This window comes from Nocardioides palaemonis, from assembly GCF_018275325.1.
Taxonomy (GTDB): Bacteria; Actinomycetota; Actinomycetes; order Propionibacteriales; family Nocardioidaceae; genus Nocardioides; species Nocardioides palaemonis.
Genome location: NZ_JAGVQR010000001.1, coordinates 626,675 through 640,639, shown reverse-complemented (window position 1 = coordinate 640,639; position 13,965 = coordinate 626,675). Strand labels below are relative to the sequence as shown.

At 74.4% G+C, this 13,965-nt stretch carries 9 protein-coding genes and 1 pseudogene; 9 read left to right on the top strand and 1 reads right to left on the bottom strand.

All coding sequences use genetic code 11. The annotated features are described in order from the left end of the window. Positions 1-157: 157 nt before the first annotated feature. The 9 genes and pseudogenes from KDN32_RS02970 (at position 158) to KDN32_RS02930 (ending at position 12,988) form a co-directional block, all read left to right on the top strand. A complete protein-coding gene (locus tag KDN32_RS02970) occupies positions 158-1,114 on the top strand; it encodes a sulfotransferase (protein WP_211730624.1) in 957 nt (318 codons plus the stop codon). After that, complete coding sequence (locus tag KDN32_RS02965) at positions 1,111-2,478, top strand: hypothetical protein (protein ID WP_211730623.1); 1,368 nt, start codon at positions 1,111-1,113, stop codon at positions 2,476-2,478. Before KDN32_RS02970 ends, KDN32_RS02965 begins: the two co-directional genes overlap by 4 nt. Next, positions 2,475-3,716: a protein kinase family protein gene (locus KDN32_RS02960; protein ID WP_211730622.1), complete on the top strand. Its 1,242-nt coding sequence runs from the start codon at positions 2,475-2,477 to the stop codon at positions 3,714-3,716. The genes KDN32_RS02965 and KDN32_RS02960 overlap by 4 nt, the downstream gene beginning before the upstream one ends. Beyond that, a pseudogene (locus tag KDN32_RS02955) lies at positions 3,713-4,423 on the top strand (sulfotransferase family protein); the annotation flags it as partial. The gene KDN32_RS02960 and the pseudogene KDN32_RS02955, both read left to right, overlap by 4 nt. Positions 4,424-4,569: 146 nt before the next feature. Next, positions 4,570-5,376, top strand: coding sequence for a GumC domain-containing protein (locus KDN32_RS02950; RefSeq protein WP_211730621.1), 807 nt, complete (start codon positions 4,570-4,572; stop codon positions 5,374-5,376). After that, entirely contained in the window at positions 5,366-6,952 is a 1,587-nt protein-coding gene (locus KDN32_RS02945) for a Wzz/FepE/Etk N-terminal domain-containing protein (protein WP_211730620.1), read from the top strand. The genes KDN32_RS02950 and KDN32_RS02945 overlap by 11 nt, the downstream gene beginning before the upstream one ends. Continuing rightward, positions 6,949-8,508 (top strand): oligosaccharide flippase family protein, encoded by a 1,560-nt coding sequence (locus KDN32_RS02940; protein ID WP_211730619.1) that lies wholly within the window; start codon positions 6,949-6,951, stop codon positions 8,506-8,508. Before KDN32_RS02945 ends, KDN32_RS02940 begins: the two co-directional genes overlap by 4 nt. Positions 8,509-8,628: 120 nt before the next feature. Then, positions 8,629-11,694, top strand: a complete 3,066-nt coding sequence (locus KDN32_RS02935) for a lamin tail domain-containing protein (RefSeq protein WP_211730618.1) — start codon at positions 8,629-8,631, stop codon at positions 11,692-11,694. A gap of 160 nt (positions 11,695-11,854) precedes the next feature. Next, a complete protein-coding gene (locus KDN32_RS02930) occupies positions 11,855-12,988 on the top strand; it encodes a hypothetical protein (RefSeq protein WP_211730617.1) in 1,134 nt (377 codons plus the stop codon). A 22-nt stretch (positions 12,989-13,010) separates the two neighbouring features. Here KDN32_RS02930 and KDN32_RS02925 read toward each other — a convergent pair whose 3' ends face one another. Continuing rightward, positions 13,011-13,904 (bottom strand): hypothetical protein, encoded by an 894-nt coding sequence (locus tag KDN32_RS02925; RefSeq protein WP_211730616.1) that lies wholly within the window; start codon positions 13,902-13,904, stop codon positions 13,011-13,013. Positions 13,905-13,965: the final 61 nt, after the last annotated feature.

The following is a 13,965-nucleotide window of genomic DNA, read 5'->3' as shown; positions in this document are numbered from 1 at the left end:
ATCACCCCGCTCCGCGGGACCACCCGCACGGGACGGCTACCCCGAATTGGGGATGCCCGGCGACTCCGGCCGGTGGGTCGCGACGAGCCGCCTAGCGTCGTGCCACCGGCCCCTCCGAGCGAGGGGCCGCGTGGGGCGCAAGGCAAAGGGGCTGAGGATGACAATCCTCTACATCGTGGGTGTGGGCAGGTCCGGCAGCACGCTGCTGGAGCGTGTCCTGGGCGCGCAGCCGGGCTGGGTCAACGCCGGCGAGCTGAACGCGCTGTTCTCGCGCGTCTCGCGCCAGGACCAGCGCTGCGGCTGCGGCGTCCCGTTCTCGGAGTGCCCCTTCTGGACCGAGGTCGGCCAGGTGGCCTTCGGCGGCTGGGACGAGGTGACCGACGAGGTGGCCCGGCTCCAGCCGCGCGTGGTGCGCCAGCGCTACGTCCCGCGGATGATGACCGGCGCGATGCCGGCCGACGCGCGTCGCGAGCTCGACACCTACCTCGAGCGCCACGACCGCCTCTACCGTGCGATCGCGGAGGTGTCGGGCGCCGAGGTCGTCGTCGACGCCAGCAAGTCGACGGCCCAGCTGTTCGCGCTGCGCCGCATCGAGGGCCTCGACCTGCGGGTGCTCAACCTGGTCCGCGACCCCCGCGGCGTGGCGAGCTCGTGGAGCAAGTCCGACATCCGCAAGCCGCAGTCGCAGGACGGCGAGGCGATGGGGACCTACTCCCCGCACCGCCTCGCGGTGCTGTGGGCGGCGCTGCAGGCCGAGTCGTCCGTGCTCGGCTCCGCCGCGACCCACGCGACGCGGGTGCGCTACGAGGACCTGGTGGCCAGCCCGCGCACGACCGTGGAGCGGGCGTTGCGCGAGGTCGGGCTGCCGCCGGCTCCGGGCGCCCTGGACCACGTCGGCGCCTCCAGCGTCGAGCTCGGCCCGAGCCACGGCGTCGCGGGCAGCCGCACCCGCTTCGTCCACGGCCGCATCGACCTGCGCCTCGACGACGCCTGGCACACCGCGCTGCCGCCGGTCTCGCAGCGCGTCGTCACCGCGATCACGCTCCCGCAGCTGCTCACCCACGGCTACGTCGGCCGGACGCCGGCCCGCACCCGCACGGGGGCGGCCCGATGAGCGTCGCCGCGCTGGTCCCCACGTCCCGCGCCCTCGCCGGCACCCGTGAGCGGCGCCTGCTCGGGCCGGGCTGGCCGCTGGCGGTGCTCTACCTCGGCTTCCCGCTGTGGTGGGCACTCGGGCTGGCCCAGCTGATCTTCTTCGCGATGGCGCTCGCCATGGCCGTCATCCTGCGCCGCAAGGGCGACCTGCACGTGCCGCGCGGCTTCGCACTGTGGCTGCTGTTCCTCGTCTGGATGCTCGTCGGCGTCCTCGTCACGCACGCGCAGGCCCCCGACACGGTTCCCGGGGGCGGGCTCGGCCGGGTGGCCGGCTTCGCGGTCTGGGCGGGCTGGTACGTCGCGATCACGATCGTGATGCTCTACGTCGTCAACACCGCCCGCGAGCTGCCCACGCAGCGCGTGGTGCGGCTCCTCGCTTGGATGTTCGTGGTCACCACCGGGTTCGGGGTGCTCGCGATGCTGGCGCCCACCCTGGAGTTCCGCTCGCCGATGGAGCTGCTGCTCCCGCGCAGCCTGACGTCGAAGAACTTCGTGCGCACCCTGGTGCACCCGTCGCTGTCGTCGTCGAGCGACTTCCTGGGCTACGTCCAGCCGCGGCCGACCGCGCCGTTCCCCTACTCCAACGCGTGGGGCAACAACATCGCCCTCTACCTCCCGTTCTTCGTGCTCGCGTGGACCGGCCGCGACGCCGGGTGGCGGCGCAAGCTGGCCCCGCTGGTGCTGGTGGCGGCGGTCTTCCCGATCACCTTCTCCCTCAACCGCGGCCTGTGGATCTCGCTCGGCCTGGCCGCGGCCTACGCCGCGTTCCGGCTCGCCGTCAACGGCCGCTACCGCGCACTCCAGGCGCTGGTCGCGGCGGTGCTCATCGGCGGCATCGTCTTCGTCTCCTCGCCGCTCTACGACACGCTCGTGCTGCGGGTGGAGACGCCCCACAGCAACGGCCGACGTGCCGGCACGGCCGAGACGGTCGTGTCGGTCACCGCGCAGGGGTCACCGATCGTCGGCTACGGCACGACCCGCACCATGCAGGGCAGCTTCAGCTCGCTCGCGGGTGGCGAGACCGCGCAGTGCCACCAGTGCGCCGCGCCGCCGCTCGGCACCCAGGGGTTCATGTGGCGGCTGGTGCTGACCACCGGGTTCGTCGGGACGTTCCTGTGCCTGGCGTTCTTCGCCCACCAGTTCCTGCGCCGCGCACGGGGACCGGCGCCGCTCGACGTCACCGGCTGCTCGGTCCTGATCATCACGGTGCTCTGCTTCTTCGTCTACGACTCCCTCGGGTCCGCGATGTTCACCAGCATGATCGCCATCGGGCTGATGGCGCGCGCCGACCTGCCCGTCGAGCTCGAGGAGGTGGCGTCGTGAGCGCGCCCGCACCCACCGCGTCCGCGTCCTACGCCGCGGAGGTGGCGCGGCTGCTGTGGCCCGAGCCGTGGGACGAGCCCCGGGTCACCCGGTCGCGCCGCCGCGGACCGAGCGGCTCGGACACCCGCGACGTGTACCTCTTCCCGAGCGGCGGGCGGCCGCGCCTGCTGGTGCCCGCCGACCTGCCCGGCTCCTCGGTCATGGTCCGGCGCCTCGGCGGGTCGCGCGCCGGCCTGGCCGGTCCCGCGCGCCGGGTGCTCGAGCGGTCGCTGCGCTCGCCGGCCTTCCCGCTGCTGGGCTGGCCGCGGCTCACCGTCCAGGGCGGGGGCCCCGACGCCGACTCGATCGAGCGCCACCTCTCTGCCAGCCTCGGCACCGACGTCCGCGTCGGGGTGCTGCTCGGGACCCGCCGGGTCAACCAGAAGCCGGTCCTGCAGGTCTTCTCCGCCGACGGCTCGGTGCTCGGCTACGCCAAGGTCGGGCACAACGACCTCACCGCCGACCTGGTCCGCCGCGAGGCGGAGGCCCTGGCCTCGGTGGCCGCCCACCGCCCGAGCACCTTCCGGGTCCCCGAGGTCCTGCACCACGGGCGCTGGTCCGGCCTCGAGGTCCTGGTGATGTCCGCCCTCCCGTCCGGCGGACGGGCCTCCGAGCGGCAGCGGCTCGCCGCCGCCCGCGAGGTCACCGACCTCGACGGTCGCGTCGAGACGACGGTCGCCGACAGCGCGCACCTCACCCGGCTGCTCGAGCGGGTGCTCGGCGTCACCGGGGGCGCTCCCGCCGAGCGGGTGCTCGACGCGGTGGAGACCCTCGCCGAGCGGCACGGCGGCGAGACCGTCGCGCTCGGCGGCTGGCACGGCGACTGGGGCCACTGGAACATGGGCGTCACCGACGGCGTGCTGCACGTCTGGGACTGGGAGCGCCACGAGCCCCGGGTCCCGGTCGGCTTCGACGAGCTGCACTTCGCCGCCCAGGCCGTACGTCCCGGGCAGCGCGCCGCGGCGCAGCAGCAGCGGACGTTCCTCGCCGGCGTCGACGAGCGGCTCGCCGCGCTCGACGTGCCGGCCGAGCGCCGCCACCTGACCCTCCTGCTCTACCTCGCCGACATGGCCACCCGCTACCTCGAGGCTCTCGAGCACGGCGCCACGCCCGCCCTCCGGCTCCGCACGGACTGGATCACCTCGCTCCTCGAGGACCAGCTGCGCGGGCCCCGACCCGTACCGAACGGAGCACCATGACCATCCGCAGCCAGATGCCCCACCCCGTCAAGACCGCCGGACGCGTCCTGTCCGTCCAGCTCGGCTCGGCGACCGCCTCGCACCGCCAGCTGCCGACGTTCATCCTCGTCGGTGCGCAGCGGGCGGGGACGACGTCGCTCTTCCGGGCCCTCATGGCGCACCCGCTCATCCACTCCGCGAACTACCACAAGGGCGTCAACTACTTCGACGTCAACTACCAGCGCGGCTTCGACTGGTACCAGGGGCACTTCCCGCTGCGGGCCTCGCTGCGCTCGCGGGCCCGGGGCATCGACGGCGAGCCGATCACGTTCGAGGCGAGCGGGTACTACATGTTCCACCCCTGCGCGCCTGCGCGGATGGCCGAGCACCTGCCCGACGTGAAGGTGCTGGCCATGCTCCGCGACCCGGTCGAGCGTGCCTGGTCGGCCTACAAGCACGAGCACGCCCGCGGCTTCGAGACCGAGGAGTTCGAGCGCGCGCTCGACCTCGAGGACGAGCGGCTGGAGGGGCAGGCGGAGCGGATGCTGGCCGACCCGCTCTACCAGAGCACCAGCCACCGCCACCACGCCTACGTCCGCCGCGGCCACTACGCCGAGCAGCTCGCGCGGATCGGTGAGCACTTCCCCCGCGAGCAGGTGCACGCGGTCGAGAGCGAGTCGTTCTTCGAGCACCCCGAGCGCACGTTCGAGGCGATCCTCGACTTCCTCGGCCTGCCGGTCGTGATGCCCGACCGCTTCGACCGCTGGAACGGCCGACCGAGCGCCCCCATGGCGCCGGCGACCCGCGCCCGGCTGCGCGACCACTTCGCGCCGCACGACGAGGCGCTCGCCGACTTCCTGGGACGGCGGCCCGCATGGACCACGTGACACCCGCCGGGCTGCCGCGTGCCTCCGACTACACCGCGTTCGTGCGGCGGCACGCGACGCTGCTCCTCGCGCTCGTGGGCCTCGGCCTGCTGGCGGGGGTCGGGGTGGCGACGACCCGGCCCAGCACGTACTCCGCGACGGCGTCGGTCTCGCTGACGCCGGTCCCGGTCTACGTGATGCCGACGGTCGACGAGCTGGCCCCGCCCGAGGTCAGCATCGACACCGACGCCCAGCTGCTGCGCAGCCCCGCCGTGCTCTCCGCGGTCGGCGACGAGCTCGGGGTGAGCGCGGCGCGCAGCGAGCAGCACCTGTCGGTGACGGCGTCGGCCGGCAGCCACGTCCTGCACGTCACGGTGAGCGGCGCCGACCCGGTCCGGGTCGCCCGTGCCGCCGACGCCGCGGCGACCACGCTGGTCCGGGTGCGGCGCGACTCCCTCGGGTCGCTGACCCTCGACCAGATCCGCCAGCTCCGCTTCCTCGTGATCGCGCAGGAGAGCCTGCTCGCGCGCGAGCAGGCCCGGCGCGTCGTCGTCGCGTCGTCCGACGACCTGTTCGCCTCGCTCCTCGCGCTGCAGACCCGGCTCGACGAGCTGCGCGCGGCGCGTGCCGAGCCGGCCCGGGTGATCACACCCGCGCCCGACCGCGGCACGGCCGACTACGCCAACACCGAGGTCCCCACCACGTCAGGAGCGGCCCTCGGGCTGCTCGTCGGCTGCCTGGCCGGCATCGCACGAGACCGTTCGCGAGGCCTGCGCCTCCCGTTCCACCCCGAGGAGCACGCCCATGTCGCATGACGTCCTTGCCACGCCCCGGGTCCCGTTCGCGCGGGCGCTGCGGCACCACGCAGCGCTGGTCGCGGTGCTGCTGGTCCTCGGGGCCGTCGGCGGCTGGCTCTACGCCTCCACGACCCCGTCGACCTACACCAGCACCACCCGGATCCTGGTGAACCCGTCGGTCGGCAACCCGTTCTCGTCCACGCCGTCGTCGGTGCGCCAGGACCAGGAGACCAGCCTGGAGACCGAGGCCCAGATGGTGAGGTCCGAGGACGTCCTCGGTGCGGTCGTCGACCGCAGCACCGGCCTGACCGTGCGCGGTGTCTCGCGGCGGCTCCAGGTCAACGTCCCGCCGAGCACCCAGGTGCTGGAGATCTCCTACACCGCCGACGACCCCGAGCTCGCCCGCCAGGTCGCCGACGCGGTCGCCGAGGCCTACCTCGCGAACCGCGACGCCCGCTTCAAGCAGGTGCAGGACGATCGCGTGGGGCGGCTGGAGTCGCAGACGGTCCGCACGGTCGAGGACCTCCGGTCGGCCACGAACGCCGCCCAGAAGGGCACGCCGGCACAGCGCGCGTTCAACAACGAGCTCGCCGACGCGCTGCGCAACGAGCTGGTCAACCTGCGCGCTCAGCGCACCGCGCTGGAGAACCTCACCGCCCCCTCCGGGACCGTGGTCTCGCCCGCGACCGAGCCGTCCGGGCCGCCGCTGCTCGCGACCCTCCTGTGGCCGGTCGCAGGCGCCGTCGCCGGGCTCGGCGTCGGGTTCCTGCTCGCCCTGCTCCTCGAGCGGCTGCGCGGCACGGTCCGCTCGGTCGCCGAGGTCCGCGACGCAGGCCTCACCGTGGTGTCCGCGGTGCCGCGGCACCACGTCTGGCAGCGCCGCAGCGCGGTGGAGCGCCGCGAGCAGGTCGACGCGGCGGTGCGCCGGGTCCGGACCACCGTCCTCGCCCTCGACCCCAGGCCCGAGCTGATCAGCGTCGTCGGCACCGGGAGCGACACCTCGGACGCGAGCGCCGCGGAGGCGCTGGCCGGGTCGTTCACCCGCGCCGGCCACCGGGTCGTGCTGGTGCGCCCGGCCCAGGGCCCGGGAGCGGGCGAGGTCGCGGTCGAGGAGCACGGGCTCGCCCAGCTGCTCCTGCACGAGCGCCTCGACGTGCGCGACGTGCTCCGCCCGACCGTCGAGCCGCTGCTCAGCGTGCTCGACGGGGGCGGGATGGGCGCCGAGAGCCGCGAGCTGCTCAGCGCCGAGCGGCTGCGCGGCGTGCTCGCCCCGCTCGTCGAGGAGGGCAACGTGGTCGTCGTGCACGTGCCCACCGGTGACGACGCGGGCCCGGCCGACGACGAGGCCTACCTCGGGGCGGCCGACCTCGGCCTGGTCGTGGTGTCCACCGGCCGGAGCCGGCGCCGTCAGGTCGACGAGCTGGTCGCCGAGGCCGCCGCCTCGGGCTCACCGCGGGTCGCACTCGTGGTCGGGCGCGGCGACCTGCGCCACCCTGCCCCTCCCGGACGCGAGGACCAGCCCGCGCGCCCGACCGCCGGCCGGGAGGGCTCCACGTCCTCCGCCGACGACCCGAAGGCACGGTCGCGCCGGTGACCGACGCGACGGACCCGACCGCCGGCCACGCCGGCCAGCTGCAGCGGCTGGCCCGCCGCGGCACGGTCAGCGTGATCGGCGCCGGCTTCAGCGGGCTCTTCGGCGTCGCGCTCGTCGTCATCGTCACCAACGGCTTCTCCCGTGAGGTCGCCGGTACCCTGTTCGCCGCCACCGCCGCCTTCCTCATCCTCGAGTCGGTGGCGCTGCTCGGCACCGACACCGGTCTGGTGCGCTGGTTGCCCACCCAGCTGGCCTCGGGTCGTGCGGGCGACGTGCGCCGCACGCTCGCGGTCGCGATCGGGCCGGTCCTGGGCTTCTCGCTGTGCGTGGGCGCCGCGACCTACGCCCTGGCTCCCACGCTGGCGCCCTGGCTGGTCGGCGACGCGCAGGCCGGCACGATGACCGGGATGCTGCGGGTGCTGGCGATCGTGCTCCCGGTGGCCGCCCTGCACGACCTCGTGGTGGCAGCCACCCGGGGCGCGGGCTCGATGCGCCCGACCGTCGTGGTGGAGAACATCGGACGGCTGGGGCTGCAGTCGCTGCTGGTCCTGCTCGCGTGGCTGTCGGACGGCAGCCCGACGGTGCTGGCGCTGGCGTGGTCGTTCGCCTACGTCCCCGGGCTGCTGGCCTCGTCCTTCTGGCTGTCGCGGCTCGTGCGCCGCCGCGCGCGCGGCCAGGTCGCGACGACCGGCTGGGCCGACGTGGCCCGCGAGTTCTGGTCCTACACGGCCGCGCGCGGGATCGCCCGCGTCACGCAGACCGCGCTGAAGCGCTCCGACATCGTCATGGTGGCCGCGCTCGCCGGTCCGGCCGAGGCCGCCCTCTACACCGCGGCGAGCCGGTTCATCGTGCTCGGCCAGCTCTTCGTCCAGTCGGTGCAGCAGGCGCTGTCGCCGCAGATGAGCACCCTCTTCGCGCGCGGCGACGACCGCGCCGCCAACGCCGTCTTCCAGGCCGCCACCCGGTGGAGCATGATCGCGAGCTGGCCGCTCTACCTCGTGCTGGCGGCGTTCGCGCCCGCCCTGATGGACGTCTTCGGCGACGGCTACTCGGTGGCGTCGGAGGTCGTGGTCATCCTGTCGCTGACGATGCTGCTCGCGACCGCGTGCGGACCGGTCGACGCGGTGCTGCTGATGGCCGGGCGCAGCTGGCTGAGCCTGCGCAACAGCACCGTCGCGCTCGCGGTCAACGTGGGGCTCAACCTCGTGCTGATCCCGCTCGACGGCATCCGGGGCGCGGCGGTCGCGTGGTCGGTGGCGATCGTGGTGCGCAACGTGCTGCCGCTGGTCCAGGTCCGTCGACAGCTCGACATGTGGCCGGTCACCCGCCCGGCCGTGCGCGTCGGCGCGGCCGCGGTCGGGTGCTTCGGGGCCGTCGGCGTGGTGATGGCGCTGCGCGACCCCGGCCTGGTCGCCGACGCGTCCCTCACCGCGGTCGCGCTGGCCGCCTACCTCGCGCTGGTGTGGTCGTGGCGCGAGACGCTCGGCCTCGCGGCCTTCCGGTCCGCGCTGCGCCGGCCCGCCGTCGCCACGCCCCGCATGCCCGCCGGGACCTGACCCGGCTCCGCACGGGTTTCACCAATCCGGGGCTGGAGGGCCGGGCGGCGAGCGACCTACGTTGCGACAGGACCGGTCGCGACCGGCGGCCCCGGTCCGCGACGAGACGGGGCGAGACGGATGACCACACCCACGCACAGGTTCGCGGCCGTGCTCGCCGCGACCGCCACCACCGCCGCCGGCCTCGCGATCGCCACGAGCCCGCCGGCGACGGCCGCCGCGACCGACGTGGTCATCAACGAGATGATGTTCCACGCCGTCTCCGACCTCGACGGCGACGACTACCTCGAGCTGCTCAACACCGGCCCGACCGCCGTCGACCTCTCGGGCTGGACCTTCTCGGGCATCACCCTGACCCTGCCCGCCGGCACCAGCATCGCGCCCGGCGGCTTCCTGGTCGTCGCCAAGGACGCGGCGCAGTTCCAGGCCACCTACGGCTCCGCGCCCGCCGCCGTCTACGGCGGCAACCTGTCCAACTCGGGCGAGACCATCGCCCTCCGGGACGCCGGCGGCGCCACCATCGACACGGTGACCTACGGCGAGGCCGACCCGTGGCCGGTGACCGCCGACGGGACCGGCCCGTCGCTCGAGCTCGTCGACGCCACCCTCGACAACGACGACGCCCTCAACTGGGCCTCGGCGACCAACGCGGCCGGTCGCACCCCCGGCGCCCCGAACTCGGTGCGCCGCTCCGGCCTCGGGCCGCGCATCTCGGGCGTCACGCCGAGCACCACCGCGCCCGCACCCGGCCAGCCGGTCACCGTGACCGCGACCATCACCGACCAGACGTCGGCCACCCTGCGCTACCGCACCGACTTCGCCGCCGAGCAGTCGGTCGCGATGACCCCCGCCGGCGGCGACACCTACACCGCCACCATCCCCGGCGCCGCGGCCGGCCACCTCCTGCGCTACCGCCTCGAGGCGACCAACGCCGTCGCCACGACCCGTCTGCCCCGCGTCGACGACACGGTCGTCTACCGCGGCGTGGTCGTGCCGAGCGGCATCAGCAGCCCGATCCCGCAGTGGGAGTGGTTCATCGCGCCCGCCGACTACAACCAGATGGTCGCCAACCCGACCGCCGACATCGTGCGCTCCGGTGCGATCGCCTACGGGGGCACCGTCTACGACAACGTCTCGATGGAGATCAAGGGCCACGCCTCGCAGACCGACCCGAAGGTGAGCTGGAAGTTCAAGACGCCGTCGGGCTACGACTTCGACCTGCCCGGCCTCTTCGTCGAGCCCGTCGACGAGATCGACATGCAGGCCGACTGGAGCGACCGCTCGCACGGGCGCGCGGTGCTCTCGTGGGACGCCTACCGCCGCGCCGGGTTCGAGGACCACACGATGTTCCCGGTCCGCACCCAGCGCAACGGCGCGTTCCAGGGGCTCTACAACCTGCAGGAGACCTACGACGGCACCTGGCGCGAGCGCGAGGGCTACGACGACGACCAGTTCTTCGAGGCCGAGACGAGCGCGTTCTCGACGCGGCCGATCACCGTCCAGTTCTCCAAGAAGGAGCCGGCCGACGAGGACTTCGCGCCGATCAGCGCGTTCGTCGCCGGCGTGCGGCTCACCGGCGCGGCGCAGCGCAACGCCCTGCTGGCCACCGCCGACCTGCCGCAGATGATCAACTACGCGGCGGTCACCGCGATCGTGGAGCACCACGACTCCTCGTCGAAGAACTTCTACCTCGTCCAGGACTCGGTCACCGGCCGCTGGCGGATCCTCCCGTGGGACCTCGACCACACCCTCGGCAACGGCTGCTGCAACGTGAACAGCACGTTCGTCACCCCGGCCGAGCCCGGGGACAACACGAGCGCGCTGATGCGGGCGATCCTGGCCGACCCGACGTGGCGCGCGATGTACTTCCGCCGGCTGCGGACGCTGGTCGACGACCTGCTCGCACCGGGTCGCATGGAGGCGCTCTACGACGCGACCTACGGCCCCACGCAGCCGGTCGCGGCGCTCGACCACGGCGCCTGGCCCTACCCGGGCAACCCGGTCGACTACGCCACCTTCCGCAAGCGGCTGTTCAACGACCTCGCCGCCCGGAGGACGGTCTTCGCCACCGACGCCCGCGTCCCGGCCGCCCAGGCGGCTGCCCCGGCCGTCGTGATCGACGAGATCCAGCACTCGCCGGCGTCCGGTGACGGCGCCGAGTTCGTCGAGGTCTACAACCCCGGCACCCAGGCGGTCGACCTCAGCGGCTGGACCCTCGCCGGCGCGGCCAGCGCGACCGTCCAGCCCGGCACCGTCGTCCCGGCCCGCTCGGCGCTGACGCTGGTGGCGAACGACCCGGCGTTCCGCACCGCCTACGGCGCCGGCGTCTTCGTCGGCGACCGCTTCAGCGGGGCGCTCCCCGCCTCCGGCACGCTCACCCTGACCCGCCCCGACGGCAGCCTCGCGGACACCGTGACCTACGGCGGCGCCGGCTGGCCGGTCCCGACCGCGGGCCAGTCGCTGGAGCTGCTCGACCCCGCGTCCGACAACGACGCCGGCGCGAGCTGGGCGCTGTCGACCGGCGCGGGCACCCCCGGGACGCCGCGCAGCACCGGGCCGGTCGTCACGACGCCCGCCGCGCCCACGGTCGGCACCGCGAGCGCCGGCAACGGCACCGCGACGCTGACCTGGACCGCGCCGAGCGACGACGGCGGGTCGGCGGTCACCGGCTACCAGGTCCGGGTCGTCAACGGCGCCGGTGCCCAGGTCGGTGCGCTCCGCCCGGCCGCCGCCGGGGCGACGAGCCTCACCGTCACCGGGCTCACCAACGGCACCGCCTACCGGCTCCAGGTCGCCGCGACGAACAGCGCCGGCACCGGGGCGTACTCCGCGCTGTCGAACGCGGTCACGCCGAGCAACGCCGCGACCGTCCCTGGGGCACCGGTGATCGGCACGCCCGCGCAGGGTGCGGCCGGCGGGACGCTCAGCGCCATCGCCCGGTGGACGGCACCGTCCACGAACGGCGGGTCGGCGATCACCGGCTACCGCGTCGTCGCGCTGCGGATGAGCTCGGCCGCGGCCGACGCCACCGTCCTCGGCACCCAGACGTCGCGCCTGCTCGGCCCCAACGTCAAGCAGTACGACTTCACCCTCGCGGCCGGCACCTACCGGTTCGAGGTCGTGGCCGTCAACGCGGTCGGCACGGGTGCGCCCTCCGCGCGGTCGGCCGCCGTGGTGGCTCGCTGACCGCCCCGACGGTTGACAGCCCGACCGACCCCTCCCGTACGGTGCTGCCGTCCGTCGCACGTCTGCGCCCACGCCGGGTGCGCGCGTGCCAGCGGGGGCAGCGGACGCCTCGACCACCCCTCGAAAGGCTCGAGAAGTGCCGCACCTCTCCCGTCGATCAGTGTTCCAGCTCTCCGGCGTCGCCACCGGCGTCCTCGGCGCGAGCGGCTTCCTCGCGCCCGCCCGCGCGGCGCGTCGACGCCGCAAGGTCCGCGCCGAGCTGGCCACGAGCACCGTGCACACGGGTGAGCTCCTGACCCTCACCGTCGTCGAGCGGCTCAAGCAGCCCCGCAGGATCCGGGTCCGGGACGACGGCGGACTGGTGTGGACGCGGACCGAGCGCCACCGCCGCTCACAGGTCTGGACGGCCACGCCGACCGAGCCCGGCACCGGCGCGGTCACCGTCGTCGTCCGCCGCAAGGACGGCCGGGTCTTCCGCCGCACGATCGGCTACGAGGTCCTCGGCACCGAGGTCACCGTCGGCGGGACCGGCGCCCTGATCGGCATGAGCGCGCCCGCTCCGGAGTGGGACCTGCGCGTCGCCCAGGTCGGTGCCGGTCTCGGCGCGCGCCGGATCTTCGCCGACCTCGCCGACGGGGCCGACACCCAGCTGCGACTCGTCGAGGAGGCGCACGCCGCGGGGATGCTGCCGGTCATCTCCTACAAGGTCGGCGGGGACGCCGCGGGTGCAGCGGCCGGGCGGTTCGACGCCGTCGCCCGGCAGGCCGCAGCCCGGCTGGCGTCCTACGGCCTCCCCACGGCGGTGTCCTTCTGGCACGAGCCCTACGGCGACCTGACCGGGGCGCAGTACGCCGCCGCCAGCCGGCGGATCCTCCCCGCGTTCCGGCAGGGCGAGGTCCGCGTCGGGCCGATCCTCAACGGCTGGCTGCTCGACAACCAGCTCGACGTGTTCACGAGCTTCTGTCCCGACGACCTGTTCTCGCTGTGGGACTGGTTCGGCATCGACACCTACGAGTCCGGCACCATGGCCTCGCCCGGGCCCGCGAAGCCCGCCCAGCGCCTCCCGGCGCTGTCGGCCTACCTCGCGGCTCGGGGGCACCCGACCATGCCGATCGGCGTCGGCGAGTACAACGGCTACTCCGCCGCGACGATCGCCGCAGCCGGCGCAGCGATCCTCGACACGCCCCACGTGTGGTTCGGGTGCCTGTGGAACTCGACCGAGAGCAAGGGCCACGTCCTCGAGGGCGAGCGGCTCGCGGCCTTCCAGCAGACGCTGGCCGCGGCCCGGGCCTGACGGGTCCGGGGTCCCGACCGCGTCAGGCGAGCAGCCCGCTGCGGGCGGTCGCCGCGGCGAGGGTGCCGCGGAACGCCGTGAGTCGGTCGCCGCTGAGCGCGACTCCCTTGCCGCCGGTGCTGTTCCACAGGCACCCGAACCAGACGCCGGACGTGGTGAGCAGGGCGTTGCCGGTGTCGGTGATCGTCTGCGCGCTGTAGCCGTTGTACTCGCCGATGCCGAGGGGCAGCGTCGCGAACCCGCGCTGGGTGAGGAACGTCCGTGCCGCGCCGATGCGCGGAGCGGGCTTCGCCGTGCCGGGACTGGTCATGGTGCCGGACTCGTAGGTGTCGATCCCGAAGAAGTTCCAGCGGGCCAGCAGGTCGTCGGGCGCGTACTGGGCGAACGTCGCCACCTGGCGGTCGAGCAGGAACCCGTTGAGCAGCGGACCGACCCTGAGCGAGGCGCCGCCGGCCTGGAAGATCGGGACCATCCGCCGCTGGGCGGCGACGAACTGCGCCGGCGTCATGTTGCCGTGCGGCTCGTGCCAGAACGTCACGGCCGTGGGCTTGCCGAACGCCGCGAGCTGCGCGGCCGCCTGGGCGGCCACGGTGTCGTACCTCCCGGCGAGCGTGTCGGCGATGGACCCGCCGGCCTTGTAGGAGATGACCGGGAGCTGGCCCGCGGCGTGCGCCTCGCGCACCAGGCGGAGCTGGGACGTCGGGCCGGCGGCCAGGTCGGCGAAGATCCGGCGCGCGCGGAGGCCGGGGCCGACCTGGGCCGTGCGGGTCGCCCACTGCGCGGCGGGCGAGCTCATCCCGATCTGGGGGACGGTCGACGGCGGGACCGCCGCCCGGGCGCCTGCGGACGCGCCGGCGACCGCGGCGCCCGTGGCTCCGAGGAGCTGGAGGACATGACGACGAGACAGGTGTTCCATGGGTCCTGGGACCTTCCGGGGAGACGACGAGAGAAATGGCGTGGCGGTGAGGGGCTCGCAC

Excerpts from the sequence above, each read along its gene's own strand:
- KDN32_RS02935 (WP_211730618.1), top strand. The coding sequence starts at position 8,629 with ATGACCACACCCACGCACAGGTTCGCGGCCGTGCTCGCCGCGACCGCC.
- KDN32_RS02925 (WP_211730616.1), bottom strand. The coding sequence starts at position 13,904 with ATGGAACACCTGTCTCGTCGTCATGTCCTCCAGCTCCTCGGAGCCACG.
- KDN32_RS02945 (WP_211730620.1), top strand. The coding sequence starts at position 5,366 with ATGTCGCATGACGTCCTTGCCACGCCCCGGGTCCCGTTCGCGCGGGCG.
- KDN32_RS02950 (WP_211730621.1), top strand. The coding sequence starts at position 4,570 with ATGGACCACGTGACACCCGCCGGGCTGCCGCGTGCCTCCGACTACACC.
- KDN32_RS02965 (WP_211730623.1), top strand. The coding sequence starts at position 1,111 with ATGAGCGTCGCCGCGCTGGTCCCCACGTCCCGCGCCCTCGCCGGCACC.
- KDN32_RS02970 (WP_211730624.1), top strand. The coding sequence starts at position 158 with ATGACAATCCTCTACATCGTGGGTGTGGGCAGGTCCGGCAGCACGCTG.